Below are 23,760 nucleotides of genomic sequence, written 5' to 3'. Positions count from 1 at the left end.
TTAATAATCCTCAGTTATTTTACTAAAACTCCCGTGAACCCAAAAAGAAAAACGTCCACACATCTTTCAGGAACGCATAATAAACATATTATTAAGAACATAGGTCTACGAAGTTCTTCTTTCATTTCGGGAATACTCTTTAACATTTTTTCAGAAGGAATTGGCCACTGGAAGTAGGAGAAAACCTCATCGTTTTCACACCAGAGAAACCGGGAACCTACATGTACAGCTGCTGGATGGGAATGATCCACAGTGTAAGCATAGGAGGAAGTAAAAGCTCCAAAAAGAAAATCGGCAGTATCCAATGGGGATAGCTGACTTTAAAAATATTTAGAAAATCCAGTTGACAGCCCAACTACTAGGTGTTACGATATACCTGTAATAGGTCACACTGGATACCGACACCACTGAATAGTGAAATTGCAAAAATTTTTTTAAGAAAAATAGTTGACACCACAACTACTCGGTGTTACAATTTACACGTAATAAGCAATACTTAATAGCGTAATTCCCCAAAAGCTATTCAGTAAATTTTTTTCCTTAGTACTAAGTTATACTTAATATAAGTCAGACTAAATAGAGGAGGCTCTGCACATGGAAAATTTAACTGAAATGCTGAAGGGTTCGCTGGAAGGCTGCGTGCTGGAAATCATCAGCCGCCATGAAACCTATGGCTATGAGATTACCCGCCGCCTGAACGAGCTCGGGTTTACTGAAGTCGTGGAAGGGACGGTCTACACCATCCTCGTGCGCTTAGAAAAGAAACAACTGGTGAACATAGAAAAGAAACCATCAGATATGGGACCGCCCCGCAAGTTTTACTCACTTAATGAGGCTGGCCGCCAGGAACTTGAATTGTTTTGGAAAAAATGGGATTTTGTATCATCAAAAATCAACGTCTTAAAGTCAATCTAGCTTCATAAGATATTCCGTACGATATTTTTGGAGTGTCTTGTTCAGCTTTATAAAAAAGGAGGAAAAATAACATGATAGAAATGTTCAAAAAAATGATTGGTGATAAAAAGGAGTACAAAATGATGATGGCACGGGTTGAAGCCTTGCCAGAGGACTACCAGTTTGTATTTAAGAAAATTCAAAACTACATGTGGAATTTCTCAGCGGGCAACGGGATGGATATGCTGCACATGCAGTATGAATTAATCGAGTTGTTCGAAGCCGGTGCGGCTGAAGGAAGACAAGTGCTGGAAATCACTGGGGACGACGTGGCGTCCTTTGCCGACGAACTAGTGGCAAACGCTAAAACCTATGTTGCCAAGTATCGTGAAGATTTGAATCAGAGTATCATGAAGCGATTGGGAAAAAATAAATTCAATGGATAATACCGACTGAATAGCTGGTTACAAATGTGAATTGCCACCATTGCTATTCAGTCATACTTTTAACTCAGTAATAAGTTATACAGATTATCAGTCAGACTAAATAGAAGAGTATAGGTAACCTAGCTCCGCAAGGCGCTCGACCGGATAATTACGGAGCTCGGAAGCGGCCTTGCAGCGCAATTTATAAGGAGGAAAAAAGTATGAGCAATGCAGCGATTACTGTAAAAGGGTTAAAAAAATCCTTTAAAGACAAGGAAGTTTTAAATGGGGTGGATTTTGAGGTGCGGCGTGGCGAAATTTTCGCACTGCTGGGATCAAATGGAGCGGGCAAGACGACGACGATCAACATCCTCTCGACGCTGATGAAAGGCGATGGCGGCGAAGTAGGTATTTGCGGCTTTGACGTACAGCGTCAACCGGATCATGTTCGCCAGAGCATCAGCCTGACAGGGCAGTTCGCGGCTTTAGACGGCATGCTCACCGGGAGGGAAAACCTGATGATGATCGCCAAGTTGCGGGGAGTTTCCAATCCCGCTCAAGTCGCCGACAATCTGCTTGTAAAATTCAGCCTGACCGATGCGGCCAACCGCCGGGCGGATAAATATTCCGGCGGGATGAAGCGCCGGCTTGACATCGCCATGAGCCTGATCGGTACGCCAGCAGTCATTTTTCTCGACGAACCGACGACAGGACTTGACCCAGAAGCGCGAATTGAAGTCTGGGATACCGTTAAGGAGCTTGCCGGCAGCGGCACGACCATCTTGCTGACGACCCAGTACCTGGAGGAAGCCGAACAACTGGCGGACCGTATCGCCATCCTGCATGGCGGAAAAATCATCTCTACCGGTACCCTTACCGAACTCAAGGAGATGTTCCCACCAGCGAAAGTGGAGTACATCGAGAAGCAGCCGACATTGGAGGAAATTTTCCTCGCGATCATCGGCCAAAAGGAGGAGATGTAAATGAAAAGCAAAACAGGGGTATTACTAGGGCGTTTAATGCGCAACATCATGCGCAGCCCGGATACAATTATCACGGTCGCGATTACGCCAATTATGATGCTGCTGCTGTTTGTCTACGTATTTGGCGGCGCCATAGAAACAGGCACGGACAACTACGTCAATTATTTATTGCCGGGAATCTTGCTGATGGCTATCGCATCCGGCGTCGCTTACACTTCCGTGCGGCTGTTTACTGATGTAAAGAGCGGGCTGATGGCGCGTTTCATTACCATGCCCATCAAACGCTCGTCGGTATTGTGGGCTCATGTGTTGACCTCGCTTGTTTCCAATGCGCTTACTATCATGGTGGTTATCCTCGTAGCGCTCTTGATGGGCTTCCGTTCCAACGCTGATATCCTGGATTGGCTCGCGGTAGCTGGGATACTCGGGCTGTTTACACTGGCGCTGACATGGCTGGCGGTCATTCCCGGATTGACAGCGGGGTCTATGGAAGGGGCGACAGCCTACTCGTACCCGCTGATTTTCCTGCCGTTTATCAGTTCGGCCTTTGTCCCCACCGAAACCATGCCGAAAATTGTTCGTGCGTTCGCTGAGAACCAGCCTGTGACTTCAATCGTAAATGCGATTCGTGCCCTCTTATATGAAGGGTCTGTTGGCAACGATATCTGGATCGCGCTTGCCTGGTGCGTCGGCATCATGGTCATCGCTTACTTCTTCGCCAGTAAAGTATTTAAACGCCAATTAGGGTAAGTACACCAGTATGTGATTAGCCATATCAATAGTCAGCTGCTACGATGAATGCATTTGCTATCACATGGAAGGCTGCTTAGCGAGGTTTGCCATGTATGCTTTAGAAGTATTTACAGCGGGTAGTGCTCTTTTGCAGGAGGAGAAATTAAAAGAATAAAGCCTATAGATATAATTGACAGTAAAAGAGTAGATTCCGAAGCAAAACTTTGGTAATAATTGTCAAAATTAAGGGGCTATGGATTACATTTCAGTTGGAGTGCGATTCATAGTTTTTTTTCGATTGAAGGAAAAAATTTTATTGCAGCACGAAAGGAGAGAATTTTTCTCCCTTAAATCGGATTTTAAGTTGTTGTATTCTATCTTATGCATTAATAGGCTTTCCTTTTGTATATGTGATGCCTGTTTTTCGAACTCGTTGACTGTTCATATTTCCTTCCCTTTCGTATAGGAACGATTTCCTTGAGAATCTTGTTGTGCAATAGATTATATATGCTCCCGTTCCGATGGCTCTTCCCTCAACCATAATGACAATAAAAATCGTTTTATATACCCCACCGCCATATTTATGTTGATTTTCATTTTGTGCTAATAATTCTCTTGAACAATCTCTTCTTCAGCTTCATTTTGGATAGTTTGCAGAAGGTTAAAAACATACATCTGACTATAGATGTCTTGACTAAATGCTGTTATTTTTCAGAATGTTGTTTATATAACGCTCATTTTATGGTCTCTCATGAAGGAAGGGAATAAGTTTTCGAGAGAATATCTTGTTATGCTGAGTCCATACCTTACAAGGCACCTTAAACGTTTGGTGATTATGACATCAATTTACAAAACAGTAGAGGAGAATATACCGATATAAAAATTAAATGGGTCGTCGTCTGAAAAAAAAGTAAGTCTATGGCCCATTTTTACACGTATCTCGGCTGAACCCCTTTTTATCAATCCTGACATTTCAAATTCAGAATTCCCTGAATAAACTCTAGTCACCTAGTCATAAAGTGCTATATAATATACGGAAAAAGTATTTTTTGTTAAACGGAGTTGATTCGCATTGCCACGGGAATTATTGTTATACATACTCGTTGTTATAATGGCAGGTGCTTTAAGCTTGTTCCTGTGTTTGTTTGCAAAGTTAAAGATCAAGGATGCACCTGGAGCAAAGCCCTATATTCTCGTGACATTATTGTCTTCCATTTTTACTTTTTCCTATGCTTTCGAACTTTCCAGTACATCTTTAGAACAAATCAAATTCTGGTTAAGGGTCGAATACTTGGCCTTACCATTCATCCCAGTATTCCTATTGTTGATGTGCATTGAATATGTAGGCGGTGTTGGAAGACCGGTTGAAATTCGTACAAGTAGAGGAACCGTACATCGGGGAATCGTACACCGGGTTACGCCGAACCGTGTATATATTCGTCCACTTGACGTTGGCGGAAACCTTGGGGGTTTTGGTTATGGAGGTTTTAATGCAGGATATGGTTGGGGTGCCGCTAATGGATTTGCTTTTGGTGCAATTGCATCTTTAGTCTTTCTCGCATTTCTCTGGTAATCGAATGATAAAAATATTAAAAAACCTGAAAAATTATCAGGTTTTTTATTTTGTTCCCAATGGACCATTACCAAAAAACAGAAATAAATATGAAGAGATGTACGACTAAGAGACATGTAAGTCAGGTCATTTTTCTGGATTTTAATCTTTGCTGCTCTTTCTTTTTGCTGATATTACAATGCATTAAAATGTCTGTAATAGAACCTTTCATACTATCCTCTTAATCGAGGGGGCAGAAATACTAAAGAAAGTACTGCTGTTTTTTCAATTCTATGATAAAAAATTGAAAATCAAATCCATTATTGATCAATAACGGTCTTAAAAGTTGCTTTTATTGTATTGAAGCTTTTTTCGATATGGGAATGCATTTCCTGTTCGGCTTGTACTGGATCTTTATTCTGAATGGCTATAAGGATCCGTTCATGATCATCTACAAAATCGGAAAAGTTTTTAAAATGTACTTTTAAAATACTAGTCCTTATATATAGTATTTTCGTCTTGATAACATCGCATAATTGGATTAATTGATGGTTGTGGGAAGCAAGATCAATAATATCGTGAAATTCCTGATTTAGTTGTGTAAGCTTTTTTGTATCATTCATATCCACGGCTATTTTAGAGTCATTTATAACTTCGACCAACTTGCTTAATTCCTCGTCAGTGATATTTTGAGTTGCTAATTTAACAGCTAAAGATTCAAGGCTTATTCGGCATTGATATACATCAATTATGTCCTGTGCGCTAGGGTTATAGACAGAAATGGCCTTACCATTACGAACGAGTAGGTAATCTTTCAATAACATCTGAAAGGCTTCTCTAATTGTACCCCTGCTAACCCCGATTCTTTCAGCAACTCTGGTTTCGACCAAACGCTCTCCAGGCTGATATTCACCGTCTATAATCATACCCTTCAGGATATGATATACCTGATTATGAAGCAGTTCAGTTTTCTGTATTTCTTTCATAATAGTGCCCCCTATGTAACAAATTAATATCTATTTAACAAATGGTCTTCAATTTATTTGGGTTTTTCAGTTCATAGATATATTTCAATAATAAAAGCTTAACTCCTACTTTAATAGCTCAAATTATAACATAAAAAAATGTCGACGGTTAACCGTTGACATAGTAACTATTGTCAATTATTATAAGAATTATCAAAAAATTAGGAAAGTTTTTGTTTTAATTGAATTGATTTTTATAGAAAGCAAGCGTTTATATGTAACCGTAATCTACCTAGATAGAAATACTAAAAAGAGGTGAATGCTCATGGGTGAAGTTATAAATCAGGGTGCGTTGAAGGGATTAAAGGTTTTGGAATTAGGGAGTTTGATAGCTGGTCCTTTTGCCGGAAGATTAATGGCCGACTTTGGTGCCGAGGTAATAAAAGTAGAACCTCCAGGAAAGGGGGACCCTATCAGAAATTGGAGATTGCTATATGAGGGCACATCCTTATGGTGGTTTGTTCAATCCAGGAACAAAAAAAGTATTTCATTGGACTTACGCAAAAAGGAAGCCCAAGAAATCATTAGGGAATTAATAAAAGAAGTGGATATTATTATTGAAAATTTCAAACCCGGGACTATGGAAAAGTGGGGGCTTGGCTATGAGGATTTAAGAAAAATTAATCCTAAGATCATAATGGTCAGGGTATCAGGATATGGTCAAGATGGACCGTACCGAAATAAGCCAGGGTTTGGAAGTATTGGAGAAGCAATGGGGGGACTCCGTTATTTAACAGGTTATCCTGATAGGCCACCAACAAGGGTTGGGGTTAGTTTGGGAGATTCTGTAACTGCATTATATGCTGTTATGGGGGCACTAATGGCTGTATATCATAGAGACCAACCTGGGGGAGAAGGACAATGTGTTGACGTCGCTCTATATGAATCAATCTTCAGTTTAATGGAAAGTGCAGTTCCAGAATATGACCATTACGGAGTGGTTCGTGAAAGAACAGGAAGCACCTTACCAGGAATTGCTCCTTCGAATACATATCCTTGCCGGGATGGGAAATACATTGTAATCGGTGCAAATGGAGATGGCATTTTCAAGAGGCTAATGGACGTTATCAAAAGGCCTGATTTAAGGGATGACCTTAAATTCTCAACTAATGACGGTCGTGTACAGAATGCCGAGTATCTAGATGAAGTAATTGGTGGTTGGACAATTCAACATAATTTAGCTGATGCCTTGGTATTACTTGATGATTCAGACATACCCGCAGGATCAATTTATAATGTTGAGGACATGATGCAGGATCCACATTTCCTTGCAAGGGAAATGATCTATAAAATGGATGTTGAAGGCATTGGAAAACTTAAAGTTCCAGGCATTGTACCCAAGTTGAGCAAAACCCCCGGAAGTATTAATTGGGCTGGCCCAAAACTAGGTGAGCACACAGAACAGGTTTTAAAGGGGGATTTGGAAATCGCGGAGGATAAATATGATGAGTGGCTAGCTTCCGGGGTTATTTCAGATCATGAAACTATTAAGCTGAAAAAATAGCAGCACAAAATGAGGAGATGAAATAAAAATGAACTTACCAAAACGTGTTGAAATTATAGAATCTGGACCAAGGGACGGAATTCAGAATGAAAAAATCTTTATTCCAACTGATTCGAAATTGCAATTGATACATGCGCTGAGTGAGACGGGAATTAAAAGAATGGAGGCTACTTCATTCGTTTCACCCAAACATGTACCACAAATGGCAGATGGAGCCGAGGTTTTTAGAAAGATCAACAAACGAGAAGATGTGCAATACATGACATTGATTCCGAATAAGCGGGGATTTGATTTGGCTAGAGATGTAGCGGCAACCAGCCTGGCCTTGTTTGTTGCAGCAAGTGAGACGTTCAATAAAAAAAATGTAAGGATGTCCATTGTAGAATCCTTATTCCAGTTATCCTCTGTCGTAGAGGAGGCTAAGAATGAAAATATGTTCATACGGTTCCATATCTCAACAGCTTTTTATTGCCCATATGAAGGTCTGGTTCAGGAAGAGACAACCCTTGGTCTAGTTCAGGCATTGGAAAAATTAAATGTGGACGAAATTGTGCTTTGCGATACAATTGGTCGGGCTAATCCTAAGCACGTATATCATTTGTTCGGTAAAACATTAGATCTCTCACCCACTGCAAAAATCACAGCCCATTTCCATGATACTTATGGTTTATCAAAAGCCAACTCATTAGCAGCATTGCAAGCAGGTATCACATCTTTTGATACTTCCATAGGAGGATTAGGTGGTTGTCCCTTTGCGCCGGGAGCGGCAGGAAACGATGCAACTGAAGACTTTGTATTCATGCTTCATGAAATGGGAATAGAGACTGGCATTGATTTTGATAAACTAATGCATTGTGTAACTATGATAAAAAAAATGACGAATCGTACATTGACTGGTCACCTCCACAAAATAGCAAATCCATACTCCCCAGATAATAACACCGATGATATTGTAAAACAGAACTCTTAACCGTTTTTTCAGACAAATATATATTACTCTCTCCATATAAAGGGCAACTTGTGATTTCACTTCATGATAAGAAATGTAACCGTTTTCCCGGAAAGTTTGAAAGGTTTTTAGAAATTTCCCTCAAATCCTTTCGTTTGAAATAGATATGAAGGCTACAAATAAATCATTTACAAGGGGATATGTGAATGGCTATTTTAGGATTTCTGATGATTGGTACATTTCTTTATTTAGTAATGTCAAAACGAGTTTCTGTTTTAATCGCATTTGCACTTGTGCCGATTATATTTGCACTTATCGGCGGTTTTGGTTTGGAAATAGGGAAAATGATGTTGGATGGAATTGCAAAAGTTACACCGACAGGTATTATGATTGGTTTCTCCATTTTGTATTTTGGTTTGATGATTGATAGGGGCTTATTTGACCCAATGATATCCCGGCTCATTCGTTTTGCAAAAGGAGATCCTCTAAAAATAGTTATGGCCACGGCTTTCATAACTTTAGTAGTTGCTTTGGATGGGGACGGATCTGCAACTTTCATGATAACAGTCACGGCTTTGTTGCCAATTTATAAGAGGTTGGGCATGAGCTCACTTACCTTAGCAGGGGTAGTAGCGTTGGGTGCGGGTGTCATGAATATTATTCCATGGGGAGGGCCGCTAGCTAGGGCAATGGTTTCCCTTGGGGCGGAATCCTCTGAATTGTTTAATCCCATTATTCCAGCCATGTTAGCTGGGGCTGTATGGGTAGTATTTGTATCGTATATATTTGGTAAGAAAGAACGTAAAAGAATAGGCATTATTACTATTTCGAACAAAGGTGATTCAATGGAATCGGGAGAAATCGCGGCAACATTAGAAATATCATCGAGTCTACCGAAACTCTATTGGTTCAATTTAATCTTAACCATTTCTTTGATTGTTGCTTTAATAATGGAAATAATTCCAGTTCCCGTCTTATTCATTGTTGCGTTCGCCATTGCTTTGTTAGTGAATTTTCCCGACGTGAATAAACAGCAAGAACAAATTGCTTCTCATGCCCAAAGCATGGTTATGGTCTGTACTACCATATTTGCGGCTGGTATTTTCACAGGGATTCTTTCTGGAACTAAGATGATTGACGCTATGGCTGTTTCTATGGTTTCAGCCATACCGGATTGGCTGGGAGGACATTTGCCAATCCAATCCTGGTAGCCGTGGTCAGTATGCCTTTAAGTTTGATATTTTCTCCTGATGCCTTTTATTATGGGCTACTTCCGGTCCTAAGTGAGGCCGGGGCAGCCTTTGGAGTGGACCCAATAGAAATTGGCAGGGCTGCTTTATTAGGGAACGGGACAACGGGCTTTCCCTTGAGTCCATTGAATCCGTCTGTTTTTGTCCTCATTGGATTATGTAAGGTCGATTTAGGAGATCTGCAGAAAAAGATTTTTTTCTGGGCTTTTGGAAGTACTATCGTGATGACAATCGTGGCATTGCTTACAGGGGCAATACCTCTTTAAATAAGACAGGTTGAAAAATTCAATTAGGGAGTGGTTCAATGTTACCTCTTGAGGGAATTACAGTTGTGTCATTAGAACAGGCGGTGGCAGCTCCCTTTGCCTCTCGCCAATTGGCAGACTTGGGAGCGCGTGTGATAAAGGTAGAAAGGCCTGGATCTGGAGACTTTGCACGAAACTATGATGCAACCGTTCACGGAATGTCGAGTCACTTTGTCTGGCTCAATCGATCGAAAGAATCCTTGGCGCTTGATCTAAAACAGGATGGAGCAAAGATGGTTTTGGATAAACTGCTTTCGGAGGCGGACGTATTTATTCAAAACCTGGCACCCGGTGCTGTTGATCGACTTGGTTTTAGTTCCTCTGTCCTCAAAAAAAAATATCCTCATCTTGTGATTTGCGGAATTTCTGGTTATGGTACGTTTGGTCCTTATATGGATAAAAAGGCATACGATTTACTCATTCAATGTGAGACAGGAGTCGTTTCCATTACTGGAACAGAAGACACTCCATCGAAAACAGGCATATCGATTGCAGATATTGCAGCAGGTATGTATGCGTACTCTGGTATATTAACTGCACTTATTTCCCGTTTTAGGACAGGTAAGGGCAAGGTGATGGAGGTTTCCATGCTTGAGGCGTTGGGAGAATGGATGGGATATCCACTTTACTATTCTGGGTATGGTGGGACGGATCCGAAGCGAACTGGGGCAAATCACGCCACGATTTATCCTTATGGCCCGTTCCTTGCAGGGGATGGAAAATTAGTATTCTTTGGCATTCAAAATGAGCGGGAGTGGAAAAGCTTTTGTACACAAGTGTTAGAAAAATCGGAATTAACTACTGATAGAAGGTTTCATAGTAATGCATCACGAGTTTCTAATAGCAGTATTGTCAAGGAAATGATTGACGCTGTTTTTCAAAAAATGAACTCGAGTGAGATAATCGAAAAACTTGAAAAAGCAAAAATTGCGAATGCCCATTTAAATACGGTAGAGGAATTCATCAACCATCCACAATTAAAGATCCGGAAACGTTGGCGAGAAGTCGATTCTCCTGCTGGAAAATTAAATGCACTCATCCCTCCTGTTACTTTCGAAGATGTGGAGCCGGTCATGAATCCTATACCAGATGTTGGCGAGCATACAGAGTCTATACTAAAGGAGTTTGGATTCGAAAACCAAATCATCGGAAAAATATAAGGCATTCAATGCCTAATTATGGGGAAATGCAAAGGGGTGAGGTTATGATTCCTCGGACATGGATGTTCATTCCTGGATCTGATGAAAAGAAATTAAAGAAAGTGCAGCAATTATGTGCAGATGTATTCATTTATGATTTAGAAGATGCTGTTTCTCCAGAAGGAAAAAAAGATGCAAGAGCGTTAGTAAGGAAAGTTATCAAAGCGAATCAGGAAAAAGAAAATTTCATCAGAATAAATGGATTCCACACGCCATATTTTTACGATGATTTACTTGATCTAATCGATTCCGGCCTGACTGGAATTGTTTTACCGAAAACTGAGACAAAAGAAGAAATTATGTCTTTAGATCATTTATTAGTTGAAAGGGAATCTAAAAGGAATTTAAATAAAGGCCAAATAAAAATTGTACCTTTAATAGAGTCTGCTTTAGGATTATATAATTCTTTTGAAATCGCATCTGCTAGTCAGAGAGTTCAGCAGCTTGCATTCGGATCCATGGACTATGCATTCGATATAAAAGCAATATTAACGAAGAATGCCCGTGAATTGCTCTATGCAAGATCCCAATTGGTTGTTACTTCCAGGGCTGCGGGAGTTGGACCTCCTATTGACACGGTCTATGTTGACATTAAAGATCATAAAGGCTTTCTAGCCGAAACCCAGCTTGTTAAGGAGCTTGGATTTCAAGGGAAATTAATCATTCATCCTGATCAGGTCGACCTTGTAAACCAGGTATTTACTCCAAGCCCTGAAGAAATTGAGGAAGCAGAAAGAATTGTAAGAGCGTTCGAACAGGCATTAGTCAAAGGGGAAGGCGTTTTGCAGCTTGACGGGAAAATGATTGACCTTCCTATTGTAGAACGTGCTAAACGTACCCTTCAATCCGTTAATTTATATCAATCGTGACGATCAAGTATCGCTCCAGTTCCTACTGGAGCTTGAAGGGAGGACTTTATTATGAAGAAGATTAGAATTGGTTCGGGTGCAGGATACGCAGGCGATCGAATTGAGCCGGCGATGGAATTAATTCAAAAAGGAGATTTGGATTATATCATCTTTGAATGCTTAGCAGAAAGAACAATTGCCCTTGCCCAGCAGGAGAAAATGAAAAATCCAGATAAGGGGTACAATCATTTATTGAAGTATCGTATGGATAAGGTTTTATCTCTGTGTGTCGAGAATAATGTCACATTAATCACCAATATGGGAGCAGCAAACCCTCTCGCAGCCGCTAAGGTTATTAAGCATTTAGCAGAGGAAAAAGGCATCAGTAATTTAAAAATAGCAGCTGTAAGTGGAGATGATGTATATCTGAACATTGGGAATTACATGGATTGCACAATTATTGAAACCGGAGCCTCATTGAAAGAGTTGAAGTCGTCCATAATTTCTGCAAATGCCTATATCGGAATTTCTGGAATTGTTACCGCTTTGCGGGAAGGGGCTGACATTGTAATTACGGGCCGGGTATCAGACCCTTCATTAGTAGTTGCACCACTTAAGCATGAATTTAATTGGCAGGATACAGACTATGAGCTTCTTGGTAAGGGGACAGCCGCTGGACATTTACTCGAGTGTGCGGCGCAAGTGACCGGTGGTTATTTCGCAGATCCGGGGTATAAGGATGTTCCTGACTTATGGAATGTCGGTTATCCGATCGCCGAAGTACAGGAAAATGGGGACTTTTTTTTAACCAAGCTTGAGGATTCGGGAGGCATGATTACGACTGCTACCGTAAAGGAACAGGTTGTATATGAAATTCACGACCCAGCCCGATATCTTACTCCCGATGTTATCGCTGATTTTTCTCAAATAGAAGTGATAGAAAAAGAAACAAACCAAGTGCATATTAATGGTGTGTCTGGAAAAGAGAAGAGCGGTTACTATAAAACGAGCATCGGCTATTTGGACGGATACATAGTTGAAGCAGAAATTAGTTACGGAGGTTCGGGTTGTTTGGGAAGGTCAAGACTGGCGGAAGAAGTAGTGAGACATCGGTTGATTCAGGCTAATATTGAGATTCAAGAAATGAGAATCGATCATATTGGTTCTAATTCTCTATATGGTTCTTCTATTTCAGCACCGTTGTATGACAGAGAAAGACTATCGGAGGTACGATTAAGGGTGGCAGCCAGGACTGCTGATAAAGGAGCCGCTTATGTGATCGGCCAAGAGGTGGAAGCTCTATATACTAATGGACCTGCTGGAGGCGGTGGTGTTCGGGTTAGTGTCCAAGAGGTTGTATCAGTTGCCTCAATTCTTATTCCTAGCGAAGATATTACAATCAACGTAACGTACGAGGAGGTCGACAAGATTGAAACTCAAGCAAGTCACTCACTCTAGATCAGGGGATAAAGGAAATATTTCAAATGTTTCCGTCATCGTCTATCGTATGGAAGATTTTGAAAAAGTAAAAAAACAGGTAACCGCAGAAAAGGTTAAGGATTACTTTCATGAAATAGTGAAGGGTGATGTGGTTAGGTATGAACTGCCAAAAATCGGAGCGTTGAATTTTGTCATGCAAAACGCACTAGGCGGAGGCGTCACAAAATCACTTACTTTGGATCGGCATGGAAAAAGCTTGAGCTCGGCTCTAATGGATATGGAAATCGATATGGAGGTCGATGTAAATAACTCAAATTATTAATATTGATACGAAGGCGAGCCATTTTGGGGGCTCGTTTTTTGTTTTCCGAAATTCTTGGGACGATAAAAGCTATCTAATATTTAAGCTTTCAATTTGTTATAAATCATTTGGCTTATACATTCCGGTCGCTACGTTAAAGTTATTCTATATCTGCTTGGTTAATATAAGTTAAAGAGCAAGAGAGCTGTAGAATCCCCCTTTTTTAATATCCTAACTATACCAAAAAGGGGTTTGTAATAGATATATTGGCATTTAGATTTTGGTTATGTATTTCAAGTAGTTTTTGAGGTTTTAGAGAAGTTCTCTGTTTTTAACCAAAAACGGTCGTTTATGGCATTTATCCATAACTAATGAATTAAATGACTTTTTTAATTTTGTTCAACAATCGGGCCATTTTCTTGAATTAGAGGAGGGATTATTCGTACGTAAATCGAAGTTAAATCAGGTGATGTTATTTAGTTTATGGTAACTAGAAATGTAGATGGTCTATAGGTTTAGTTTACATACAGGTTTTTTTGGATATGAAGAGAATTATATTATTAGGAGGAGATTGAACTGAAGTTATTACAAATCAGACTGTTGGTTAATGATTTTAAAAAAAGCTCCAATTTTTACAAAGATTTATTAGGACTTTCAATAAGTTGGTACGAGGAAGAAATGGAATATGCACTTTTCAATAATGGAGAAACGAAAATCGAGATTTTATCCCGAAAAGCCATGGCAGAAGTGGTCGGAGAGGAAAATAAATTTTTAGAAGGGGAATCTCAATCAAAATTTTTACTTCAATTTGAAGTAGGAGATGTTGATAAGACCTATTACCGTTTAAAAGAAAATGGGATTGAATTTATTACTAAACCACACGATCGTAAAGAATGGAGATCACGTATTGCACATTTTCGAGACCCAGATAGGAACCTTATTGAAATATATAAAATGCTGTAATTGATTAGGAATTTATCAACACAAATAACTCCGCTTCAATTTATTCGACCGTGTTATTTGTGTTAACTGAAAATGCACCGTATAAAAAACGAATTACTAGAATAATATTAAAAAAGAAAAAGGAGGAATTAACGTGAGAATAAAAATTGAAGAATTTGAACTTCCTTATATAGATTCAGGTCCTTATGGAATTACTAGGGGAAAGGATGGTGCCCTATGGTTTACACAACATAAAGCGAATCAAATAGGTCGAATGACTGTTGATGGTAAAGTGACTCATATTGATCTTCCTACTGTCAATGCAGGTGTGCTATCTATCACTTCTACAGATCAGGGTGATATATGGTTTACTGAAAATAGGACAAATAAAATTGGTAAACTAACAGTAACAGGTGAAATTACTGAATATACGCTACCGAACAGTGATTCGGGACCTTTTGGAATCACGCAAGGACATAATGGAGACATTTGGTTTACAGAAATGAACGGAAATAGAATTGGGAGAATCTTATCATCAGGTGAAATTATTGAGTATAGTTTGCCTATTCCTGATTCTTATCCCTCTTTTATTGTGGCTGGATCTGATCATGCTCTATGGTTTACTCAGAATCAGAGTAATCAAATAGGTCGGATTACGATAGGCGGGGAAGTAACTGCATATAAGTTACCCACAAAACAGGCTGGTCCTGTGGGTATTACAAATGGACCGGATGGTGCCCTTTGGTTTGTAGAAATTAACGGAAATAAAATTGGCAGAATTACTACTGCTGGAATAATAAGTGAGTTTACCATTCCTACTCCGAATGCTCGTCCACACGCAATTGTAACCGGCCCTGATCGTGCTTTATGGTTCACTGAATGGGGAAGTAATCAAATAGGTCGAATTACAATAAACGGTGAAATTACGGAATATCCTATTCCTACGAAAAATGCGGAGCCACATGGTATGGTAGTAGGACCTGACAAGGCCTTGTGGTTCGCTGAGGAATGCAATAAGTTAGGCAGGTTAAGCTTTGAATAAAAACCATGAAAGGTAGTGACTACCTATGGAATCAAATAAGCAGCATGGACCGAATCCTACAGATAAATATCCGATTAAAGGAAATAATATTTTACAATTTATTAAAAATACAATTACGAGACCAAATATTATTGCAGGTGAATATTCTTATTACGATGCAAAAAATGGAGAATCCTTTGAAGATCAAGTGTTGTATCATTACGAATTTTTTGGTGATCGACTTGTTATAGGGAAATTTTGTGCCATTGCACCAGGTGTAACGTTTATTATGAATGGAGCTAATCATAGGATGGATGGCTTCTCCACTTATCCGTTCAATATTTTTGGACAAGGTTGGGAGAAATACACACCAACGCTAGATCAATTGCCGTTTAAAGGGGACACGATAATTGGAAATGACGTCTGGATTGGGATGGATACGGTCATTATGCCTGGAATCAACATAGGTGATGGTGCTATTATAGCAGCCAGATCAGTTATTACTAAAGATGTAGAACCATTTACAATTGTTGGAGGAAACCCTGCAAAGAAAATTAAAACCCGTTTCTCAGAAGAAATCATTAGCAAATTGCTAGAAATAAAATGGTGGAATTTAGATATTGAAGTTATTTCTGATCATATTGGTTTGATAGTAAATGGAGATATAGATAATCTAGAAAACCTGAAAAATAAAATATGACAAATTAACAACTGCCTATAGCACTCGTTATGGTAACAAAAAAAGTTAGGTACTTTTTTAGATATCCAACCTTTTTTGCCGATAAGACACTATATGAAAGTTCTGCAGTAAACACCATTTGAATTAAATTAATCGATCTAGGAGGATTATCATGGTCTATGTCGCACTGCTTAGGGGAATCAATGTTGGTGGGAAAAATAAAATTGACATGAAGTTGCTTAAAAAAACTTTTGAACGAGTAGGTATGAGCTCTGTAGGTACATATATCAATTCAGGTAATATTATTTTCACAGTGAATGGCCAATCAAAAACAACAATATCCCATATTTTAGAAGAGGCTATACATACAAACTTCGGATTACAAATCAAAGTTTTAGTCCGTAGTTTGCATGATTTAAAAAAAGTCATACACTCCCTTCCAGAGTCATGGACGAACGACCAACAGATGAGAAGCGATGTACTGTTTTTATGGGACGAAATTAATGATGAGTCAGTGCTTAATAAGCTGGTCATCAAACCAGAAATTGATACGGTAAAATACGTTCCTGGAGCCATTCTATGGTCGGTTGAAAAAAAGAATATTAGCAAATCCGGTATGACTAAACTCATTGGTTCAAAGTCATATCAACAAATAACAATCAGGAATGTAAATACAACTCGCAAAATATACGAACTTATGAAAGCAACAGAGGCGTGAATTACATGATACTAGCAAGAACAATTTTCTGGTAATCGGAAAATATCTGACAGATTAGAGCCAGAACCCTGTCAATGGGCCTACTAGGCGAATCCGAATAGTTCTATAAATGATTGGATGTACATAATTAAGAAACCCAGCTAATCTTCTCATGTGAAGGTAGCTGGGTTTTATAGTTGGATGTGCAAAATAACACTTAAAATATACACAAATTATCGATCAAAGTGACAGACTAGTAGCATGATAAGAGATTGTTACAAAAAATATGGATTGGGTTATTTATATTAAAAAGAAAGACAAATTAGTGCATAATCAATATTCCAGAAAAGGGCGCTTTAATGAAATAACTAAAGCCTAATTTTTAGGTGTTAAAAGCGAGAAATTAGGCTTTTTTTTATATTTGGATTTCCTTACCGTTGTAAACCCGTATTTTCCTGATGTTACTCTCTTAGCGTATGTTTTCCGCGTTTTGTTGGTAGGACCCCTATATGATAAGGAGAGCAGGTTTATCATTGCTGGTTTCGATCAAGACGGTACAGAAAATACCCAGTATTACGGGGTTCCATTTAATGGCGGGACAATGAAGGAAATTGTCCATCATGAGAATACCCGAAATCCCGCATCAATCATTCAAGGCATTTACAATAGTAAAAACCCTGCCATTCACGGTAAAAGTGACGTAGCCGGGTTTTTACCTTTTGATCCAGCTTGTTGGCAACGTTATGGGGATTTGATCCCGTTCAAATAGGTAAAAAAGAAAAATATTTCTAATCTTTAAAAATATTCAATTTTCGACTTGTCTAGATATTGAATCTGGATAGGATATTAATTTTGTATCATGAGCATTTCATCATAGATTAAGTTTTGTCTAAGCTCAGTTGCTGTTTTTGTGGATATTCGATCCTCTTCAACCATTTGCTGAATGATATCCCGTTCGATTTGCATCGCATTCAATTGAAAATGACTCACCATTTCGTGTAAGCGATTTGCTTCTTTTTCACTTAAAGTTCCGAATGGATTCAGGTAACGATTATATCTTTGGATGACAAGCATGACTTCATGGCGGTTTTCTGGTGTAGTTTGTTGTTTGATTAACGAAATGGCTTCCTTTGAAGCTTCTTTTTGAGCTTTACGGAACTCCCGGATCAGTTCCGAGTTTTTATCCAAGGAGTCCTCCAATTTTGCTTCCCATTTTTTATCCCATTTGACATTGAGCTTTTTCTTGAAAAGAAATGCCTGCAAAAAAATCCAAGCTCTTTGTAGATATGATTTTTGCATGTAATTTAATTTTCTGGAAATATACACTTTATATAGCTCAAAGGCTGTTTCCGATACAGTTCCTTTTTCGACTAATCCAGAAACGACTTCCAATTCCGCAATGGCCCCTTGCTCCACTAAGTTCTGTATTGTCCGATTGTCCGGTCTATTCGTAATGCCTCGTTCCAAATCTATCAGTTGTTCATTTAAATCATCCATTACTTGATAAACCGCTTTTTGATTGTCCATGTTTGATTCTTTGCTCAGCTGATTGATCGTTTTTGTTAATACAATTTTATAAGCTTCCTCAGAGGTTAGGCGTTCATCTGCATATTCAGTCGGTGTCTTTACAAGTATCGGCAAGAGAACCGTTGCCAAGAAGACACTTAACAAAATAACGCAAGCTGCGATAAACAAGACAGTATTACGCATAGGGAATAAGGTGTCATCCGGCATAAAGTATGGCAAGGATAAAGCGGTAGCTAATGTAATGGTTCCGTGAATGCCGCAAACGGATGTCAATAATGCATATCGTGATCTTGTAACATTCTTATCATCGGTGACTTTGATCTCTTCGCGATGGATTCGGGACATAATGAATTGCTCTAATGGATTCACTCTGTTTTTTGTGAAAGTATCATGCAGGATGTATACCCAAATGAAGCGGATCACCAATAATAAAAGAACGATCAATACACTTATTCCAAAGAGAGCACCCCTATTTAAGTTGGACTCGATTTCCTGATAAACGCTCGGCAACATAAATCCTAATAAAGTAAATGCAAGCCCATTCAGTAAATAACCTAATACTGACCATGTATTGGTCGATACAATTTGCAATTTAGTTGTTGAACTCTGAAGGCGGTCCCGCTCAATGCCATGAATGACACCTGCTGAAACCACTGCGAGGATTCCGGAAACATGGAATTCTTCAGCTGCCATATAGATGACAAAAGGTGTAATCAACTCAATTACGATAGACATGGAAATTTCTTCGAGTCCATGAATCCGTAAAAACAATCGCAATTTAACGATTAAATAGCCCAAAAGGAGGCCGATTATGATTCCCCCTAAGGCCACAAATATAAAATTAAGCGAAGCGTCTTTTATAGAAAAAACACCTGTTAAAGCAGCGGCCAAGGCAACTTTAAAAGCAACGATTCCGGCGGCATCATTGAAAAGTGATTCTCCTTCAAGGATCGGCATCATATTTCCCGGCAACTTCAATCCTTTTGTAATCGAGTGAACTGCTACCGCGTCCGTAGGGGTAATTGTAGCTGCCAAAGCAAAAGCAACAGCCATTGGCATATCCGGTATTAACCAGTGTATGAAATACCCTCCTGCAAACACAGTCACAAAAACCAACCCAAATGCCAATAACAGAATAGGCTTGCGCAATTCAAGCATTTCTTTTCGTGAGGTATTTTTCCCTTCTGTAAAGAGTAGTGGAGCTATGACACAAATCATAAATAATTCCGAATGAAAATCCAATGATAAGCGAAGTGGCAATAATGAAAGGGCTGCTCCGATGGCTATCTGGTAAATCGGTAGTGGAATACGAGACCATTTGGCATTTAATACTGTAGCGAGTATTATGGAAATTAATAATCCGAGCAAAGTGATTAAAAATGACATAGAGTCCCCCTATCTTCTTTAATAGTCTGTGGGCCCAACCAAATATTCCTTTATTAAAAGGATAAAAAACAGGGGTATTTTAAAGTGATTATCAATCCTTTAAAAAAGAACCCCTACTTTATAAGTATTGTATTTATATTCAGCATCCACCTAACTGACATGCAGGCATATGTTGTTCAAGAAAAGAGTGCTTAGACAGAAACTTATGTTACTAACATACCCGCCCACGGAATCGTTAATCCTGTCAACATCTATAATTATGGATCACGTAAGCCCAAGATGTTTAGGGAATAACTTCCGCAGCTCCGTTGAAGGATGGCCAAGCTCACGAACTATGTAGAGTAAATCTACAGTAATCCAGCTGGAACCATATAAAAAGCAATTTAAAAGATTAGGCAATGATAAATCGTCCATAATTTATTAATAAGTTTGTAGGCTAAAGAATACAAATAATGGCAGATCATAAGTAGCGTGAAGAATGTTATTATTTAACGAAACTCACTGAATTGACAAACTCGGAAAAACCAAACTGCGATCCAGCAAAACCTCGGCTTGTGGATTAACAAAGTACACAAGGAGACCTCTTATGAATTGGGCTCTATATTTGTTGTATCTACCGGAAAAAGAGGATATGTACACACTTCGAAGAGGCGTTCGGTCACAATCTTTCTGAGCTTTTCCATCTGACATGGTTTACTACATTATTCTTGGTCACTTCCATAACAGGTGCTGTAAAATTATAAGGAAGTTAATTCCTATCCTTATGTTATACTAAAATTAATTATAGAAGTATAGGAGTGCTGAAAGATGTTTGGAAATACTTCCAATTTTACAGATGGCATTTATTTTGGAGAATCGCTGCCACAACAAATCGCTAAACACATTTTAAAAAAAATCATTGAAGGGGAAATAGAAGCTGGAGAGAAAATCGTCGAAGAAGACATTTCCAAAGAATTGAATACGAGCCGCGCACCAGTTCGGGAAGCCCTTTATCTATTGCAGGTTGACGGGATTGTTGAGAGAATACCGAGGCGGGGTACCATCGTCAAGCCATTTTCACAAAACGAAATCGTTGAATACAATGATGTTACGATCGGGTTGATTCAGATGGGCATTGAATTTTCCCAAGGGAAGTGGCATGCAGAAAATAGGCAAGCATTACGTAACCATTTGGAAAGCGCAACGGTTGAGTGTGAGAAAAGTAATGTAATGGAGTATCAAAAAAGAGCTGAACAGATATTTCGATATATTTTTTCAATCGCTAAAAACAAAGCTTTATCCAGGTTTTTTGAGGAAGCCAGTCATATCCTCATGGTTTTTGCCCAAAGTCAATGGAATACAGAAACGATGGAAAATTTCCATTTAAGATTACAAATGTCTATTGAGGCCATTCTCGAAGACGATTTCGTAAAAGCAAAAAATGAAATTCAAGAAGCCTTGAATCGTGGAGTGATGTAGAGTCTTTGACTCTAAAATCAAATTGTCGACAATCGACAAAAATAATGATATGATGTAATCGTATTCAAACAAGAATATCATCACCAAGATCAAAGGGAGAAAGGGAGAATACTATGCAAGCTTTTGATTTTACAGAAAAAGTTGCAATTGTTACCGGTGGCGGCGGGGGAATCGGCCTGGCAGCGTCTATTACACTTTCAGAAAATGGAGCTAAAGTTGTTGTTGTAGACCTTTCCGAAGAGGCTGGCATGTTAACGGTAAATGAAATCAAAGAAAAAGGCGGCGAAGCGAAGTTCGTTAAAGCCGATGTTTCAAAGGAAGACGATATCAAAAATTATGTTCAAAAAACGATAGATTCTTATGGGAAAATCGATATTTTCCTGAACAATGCAGGGTGGGAAGGCAAAATCATGCCGCTTATCGATTATCCTACTGAGGTTTTCGATCAATTAATGTCAATAAATGTACGCGGCGTTTTCTTGGGCTTAAAACATGTATTGCCCCATATGATTGAACAAAAAAGCGGGGCGGTCGTGAATACTGCTTCTGGAGCTGGGTTACTGGCAACGCCAAACATGGTGGCGTATGGCGCAAGTAAACATGCGGTTCTTGGAATGACGAAAACAGCTGGCGTCGAAGCTGCTCCCCACGGTGTCCGGGTGAATGCCGTCTGCCCAGGTGTCGTCAACACGGCTATGATGCGGTCGATAGAAAGCGGCTTTGGTCAAGGTGATTCCGCGGCAGCTGAAACGGCTAGAAAGCAATTGGAAGCAACGACTCCTGATGGCCGATATGCTGAGCCGCAGGAAATTGCAAATCTAATGATGTACTTAGTATCCGATCTTTCCAGCCACATTACGGGTCAAGAACTTGTAATCGATGGCGGGGCCATTTTAATCTAATAAGCAAAAAACTTTATTATAGGGGGACGAATACATGAGTTTAGAAGGAAAAGTCATAGTAATTACAGGAGCAGGCAGTGGAATAGGAAAGGAAACGGCATATAAATTAGCTGAACAGGGAGCTATTGTCGTCGCGGCGGATTACAATGATGTGGCCGCTAAAGAAACGGCTGAGACTATTCAACAAAAGGGAGGCACAGCTTCTTTTGTGAAAGTGGATGTAGCTAAAGCGGAACAAGTTGAAGCGATGGTTGAAGCTGCAGTTGCCAAACATGGCACCATCGATGGCATTTTCAATAATGCTGGAATTGGGCTTGTAAAACCATTTTTAGAGATGGATCCAGAGTCTTACCACAGAGTCGTGGATGTTGACCAACACGGTGTTTACTATGGCATGTATTTTGCAGCAAGGAAGATGGTGGAGCTTGGTGTAACCGGCGCAACGATTGTTAATACAGCCTCAATATATGGGACGATGGTTTCAATTGGCAGCTTTAACTACCATGCGGCAAAAGCTGCAGTCATCGCCATGACTAAATCTGGCGCTATTGAACTTGCGCAATATGGGATTCGTGTTGTCGGTGTGGCACCAGGTTTTATCGAAACTCCGATCATTGGTGATAATCAAGAATTCCTGGACAGTTTGGCACAACTCCATATGAGGAAAAAATTGATTCAGCCAGAAAAAGTTGCTGAAGTTGTAACGTTCTTATTCTCTGAAAAAGCTGATGCCATAAATGGACAAGTCATTCCTGTTGATGATGGATTCTTAAGCTTTAAGGGGTAATCAGTATAATCAAATAGATTTCCAACTAACATAAAGGGGAGTTTTGACATATGAGCAAACGATTCGATGGGAAAGTTGTAATCATAACTGGTGCAGGATCAGGTTTAGGACAAGCAGCTGCATTGGAAATGGCTAAAGAAGGAGCAAAACTTTCTTTAGTTGATTTAAACCATTCATCTTTAGAAGTAACAAAAAAATTAATCTTGGAAATTGCACCAAATTCTGAAGTGCTTTTGATGACTGCAGACGTATCGGATGAAGAAGCAGTAAAAAACTATGTAGACGAAACAGTCAGGAAATACAGTAGAGTCGATGGATTCTATAATAATGCTGGTATCGAAGGTAAACAGGCACCTACAGCGGAATACGATAGTGAGGTTTTCAACAAAGTAACGGACATCAATATCAATGGTGTATTTTATGGTATGAAATACATTCTGCCAATCATGAAAGAACAAGGGACAGGGGCAGTGGTGAATGTTGCTTCTGTGGGTGGAATTCGTGCTGTGCTTAACCAAACTGCGTACGTTGCAAGTAAACATGCTGTAGCAGGTTTAACAAAAACAGCGGCCATAGAATATGGTCAATACGGAATCAGCATAAATGCCATTGCACCCGGAGTAATCTTAACAGCGATGGTAGAAGGATCATTCAGGCAAATAGGCGGAGAGAATTGGGAAGAAGCAATGGCGGATTTCGTCAGTGTGAATCCTAAGAAACGCTTTGGTAAACCTGAAGAAGTCGGCCGTTTAGTCGCCTTCCTTTTATCAGGGGAATCAGAGTTCATCAACGGTGCAGTCATTCCGATTGATGGCGGACAATCTTCACAATACTAATTAAGTAAAGGGAGTGACAGTATTAGGTCACTCCCTTTACTTAATTATATGGCAAAATTGATGTTTATGTAATGCTTTATAGTAAGTGACAAAACGTATTGGGATAGGGAATTCGACG

General features: G+C 39.4%; 23 protein-coding genes and 1 pseudogene. 22 read left to right on the top strand and 2 right to left on the bottom strand.

Going from position 1 to position 23,760, the window contains the following annotated elements:
- Positions 1 to 594: 594 nt before the first annotated feature.
- From LQ203_RS04495 to LQ203_RS27635, 6 genes are all read left to right on the top strand, one after another.
- Positions 595 to 915: a PadR family transcriptional regulator gene (locus tag LQ203_RS04495; protein WP_230156066.1), complete on the top strand. Its 321-nt coding sequence runs from the start codon at positions 595 to 597 to the stop codon at positions 913 to 915.
- A gap of 71 nt (positions 916 to 986) precedes the next feature.
- On the top strand, positions 987 to 1,340 hold the full coding sequence (locus LQ203_RS04490; RefSeq protein WP_230156065.1) for a DUF1048 domain-containing protein: 354 nt from the start codon (positions 987 to 989) through the stop codon (positions 1,338 to 1,340).
- A 200-nt stretch (positions 1,341 to 1,540) separates the two neighbouring features.
- A complete protein-coding gene (locus LQ203_RS04485; RefSeq protein WP_230156064.1) occupies positions 1,541 to 2,302 on the top strand; it encodes an ATP-binding cassette domain-containing protein in 762 nt (253 codons plus the stop codon).
- A complete protein-coding gene (locus tag LQ203_RS04480; RefSeq protein WP_230156063.1) occupies positions 2,303 to 3,052 on the top strand; it encodes an ABC transporter permease in 750 nt (249 codons plus the stop codon). It abuts the gene before it with no gap.
- Positions 3,053 to 3,785: 733 nt separating this feature from the next.
- The gene (locus LQ203_RS04475; RefSeq protein ID WP_230156062.1) at positions 3,786 to 3,914 is read left to right on the top strand and encodes a hypothetical protein; all 129 of its coding nucleotides are present in this window, start codon (positions 3,786 to 3,788) and stop codon (positions 3,912 to 3,914) included.
- 192 nt (positions 3,915 to 4,106) lie between these two features.
- A complete protein-coding gene (locus LQ203_RS27635) occupies positions 4,107 to 4,607 on the top strand; it encodes a histidine kinase N-terminal 7TM domain-containing protein (protein ID WP_356713853.1) in 501 nt (166 codons plus the stop codon).
- Positions 4,608 to 4,906: 299 nt separating this feature from the next.
- On the opposite strand, the gene LQ203_RS04460 is transcribed toward LQ203_RS27635, so the two are convergent.
- Positions 4,907 to 5,572: a GntR family transcriptional regulator gene (locus LQ203_RS04460; RefSeq protein ID WP_230156061.1), complete on the bottom strand. Its 666-nt coding sequence runs from the start codon at positions 5,570 to 5,572 to the stop codon at positions 4,907 to 4,909.
- A gap of 304 nt (positions 5,573 to 5,876) precedes the next feature.
- On the opposite strand from LQ203_RS04460, the gene LQ203_RS04455 reads away from it, so the two are divergent.
- The 12 genes and pseudogenes from LQ203_RS04455 (at position 5,877) to LQ203_RS04400 (ending at position 17,515) form a co-directional block, all read left to right on the top strand.
- Positions 5,877 to 7,115: a CoA transferase gene (locus LQ203_RS04455; protein WP_356713878.1), complete on the top strand. Its 1,239-nt coding sequence runs from the start codon at positions 5,877 to 5,879 to the stop codon at positions 7,113 to 7,115.
- Positions 7,116 to 7,143: 28 nt separating this feature from the next.
- Positions 7,144 to 8,085, top strand: a complete 942-nt coding sequence (locus tag LQ203_RS04450; protein WP_230156059.1) for a hydroxymethylglutaryl-CoA lyase — start codon at positions 7,144 to 7,146, stop codon at positions 8,083 to 8,085.
- A gap of 185 nt (positions 8,086 to 8,270) precedes the next feature.
- A pseudogene (locus tag LQ203_RS04445) lies at positions 8,271 to 9,580 on the top strand (citrate:proton symporter).
- Positions 9,581 to 9,618: 38 nt separating this feature from the next.
- On the top strand, positions 9,619 to 10,779 hold the full coding sequence (locus tag LQ203_RS04440; protein ID WP_230156056.1) for a CaiB/BaiF CoA-transferase family protein: 1,161 nt from the start codon (positions 9,619 to 9,621) through the stop codon (positions 10,777 to 10,779).
- A 44-nt stretch (positions 10,780 to 10,823) separates the two neighbouring features.
- The gene (locus LQ203_RS04435) at positions 10,824 to 11,687 is read left to right on the top strand and encodes a CoA ester lyase (protein WP_230156054.1); all 864 of its coding nucleotides are present in this window, start codon (positions 10,824 to 10,826) and stop codon (positions 11,685 to 11,687) included.
- A 51-nt stretch (positions 11,688 to 11,738) separates the two neighbouring features.
- Positions 11,739 to 13,124 (top strand): acyclic terpene utilization AtuA family protein, encoded by a 1,386-nt coding sequence (locus tag LQ203_RS04430; protein WP_230156052.1) that lies wholly within the window; start codon positions 11,739 to 11,741, stop codon positions 13,122 to 13,124.
- On the top strand, positions 13,096 to 13,428 hold the full coding sequence (locus LQ203_RS04425; RefSeq protein WP_230156050.1) for a hypothetical protein: 333 nt from the start codon (positions 13,096 to 13,098) through the stop codon (positions 13,426 to 13,428). The genes LQ203_RS04430 and LQ203_RS04425 overlap by 29 nt, the downstream gene beginning before the upstream one ends.
- A gap of 555 nt (positions 13,429 to 13,983) precedes the next feature.
- Positions 13,984 to 14,370: a VOC family protein gene (locus LQ203_RS04420; protein WP_230156151.1), complete on the top strand. Its 387-nt coding sequence runs from the start codon at positions 13,984 to 13,986 to the stop codon at positions 14,368 to 14,370.
- 133 nt (positions 14,371 to 14,503) lie between these two features.
- Entirely contained in the window at positions 14,504 to 15,391 is an 888-nt protein-coding gene (locus LQ203_RS04415; RefSeq protein WP_230156048.1) for a Virginiamycin B lyase, read from the top strand.
- Between the two features lie 25 nt (positions 15,392 to 15,416).
- Positions 15,417 to 16,070 (top strand): Vat family streptogramin A O-acetyltransferase, encoded by a 654-nt coding sequence (locus tag LQ203_RS04410; RefSeq protein ID WP_230156046.1) that lies wholly within the window; start codon positions 15,417 to 15,419, stop codon positions 16,068 to 16,070.
- Between the two features lie 151 nt (positions 16,071 to 16,221).
- Complete coding sequence (locus LQ203_RS04405) at positions 16,222 to 16,767, top strand: DUF1697 domain-containing protein (protein WP_230156044.1); 546 nt, start codon at positions 16,222 to 16,224, stop codon at positions 16,765 to 16,767.
- A 400-nt stretch (positions 16,768 to 17,167) separates the two neighbouring features.
- The gene (locus tag LQ203_RS04400; protein WP_230156042.1) at positions 17,168 to 17,515 is read left to right on the top strand and encodes a hypothetical protein; all 348 of its coding nucleotides are present in this window, start codon (positions 17,168 to 17,170) and stop codon (positions 17,513 to 17,515) included.
- Positions 17,516 to 17,592: 77 nt separating this feature from the next.
- Here LQ203_RS04400 and LQ203_RS04395 read toward each other — a convergent pair whose 3' ends face one another.
- Entirely contained in the window at positions 17,593 to 19,659 is a 2,067-nt protein-coding gene (locus tag LQ203_RS04395; RefSeq protein WP_230156039.1) for a Na+/H+ antiporter, read from the bottom strand.
- An 807-nt stretch (positions 19,660 to 20,466) separates the two neighbouring features.
- Here LQ203_RS04395 and LQ203_RS04385 point away from each other — a divergent pair.
- The 4 genes from LQ203_RS04385 to LQ203_RS04370 all read left to right on the top strand — a co-directional run bounded on the left by LQ203_RS04385 (position 20,467) and on the right by LQ203_RS04370 (position 23,642).
- Positions 20,467 to 21,117 carry a GntR family transcriptional regulator gene (locus LQ203_RS04385; protein ID WP_230156036.1) on the top strand — a complete coding sequence of 217 codons (651 nt, stop codon included), beginning with the start codon at positions 20,467 to 20,469 and terminating at the stop codon, positions 21,115 to 21,117.
- A gap of 113 nt (positions 21,118 to 21,230) precedes the next feature.
- A complete protein-coding gene (locus LQ203_RS04380) occupies positions 21,231 to 22,019 on the top strand; it encodes a glucose 1-dehydrogenase (protein ID WP_230156032.1) in 789 nt (262 codons plus the stop codon).
- 34 nt (positions 22,020 to 22,053) lie between these two features.
- Positions 22,054 to 22,806, top strand: coding sequence for an SDR family NAD(P)-dependent oxidoreductase (locus tag LQ203_RS04375; protein WP_230156030.1), 753 nt, complete (start codon positions 22,054 to 22,056; stop codon positions 22,804 to 22,806).
- Positions 22,807 to 22,856: 50 nt separating this feature from the next.
- Positions 22,857 to 23,642 carry a glucose 1-dehydrogenase gene (locus tag LQ203_RS04370; protein ID WP_230156028.1) on the top strand — a complete coding sequence of 262 codons (786 nt, stop codon included), beginning with the start codon at positions 22,857 to 22,859 and terminating at the stop codon, positions 23,640 to 23,642.
- Positions 23,643 to 23,760 lie beyond the last annotated feature (118 nt).

The sequence above is a fragment of the Peribacillus sp. Bi96 genome (assembly GCF_918698115.1).
Taxonomy (GTDB): domain Bacteria; phylum Bacillota; class Bacilli; order Bacillales; family DSM-1321; genus Peribacillus.
The sequence above is the reverse complement of the archived record's forward strand: the minus strand, read 5'-3'. Positions and strand labels throughout refer to the sequence as shown.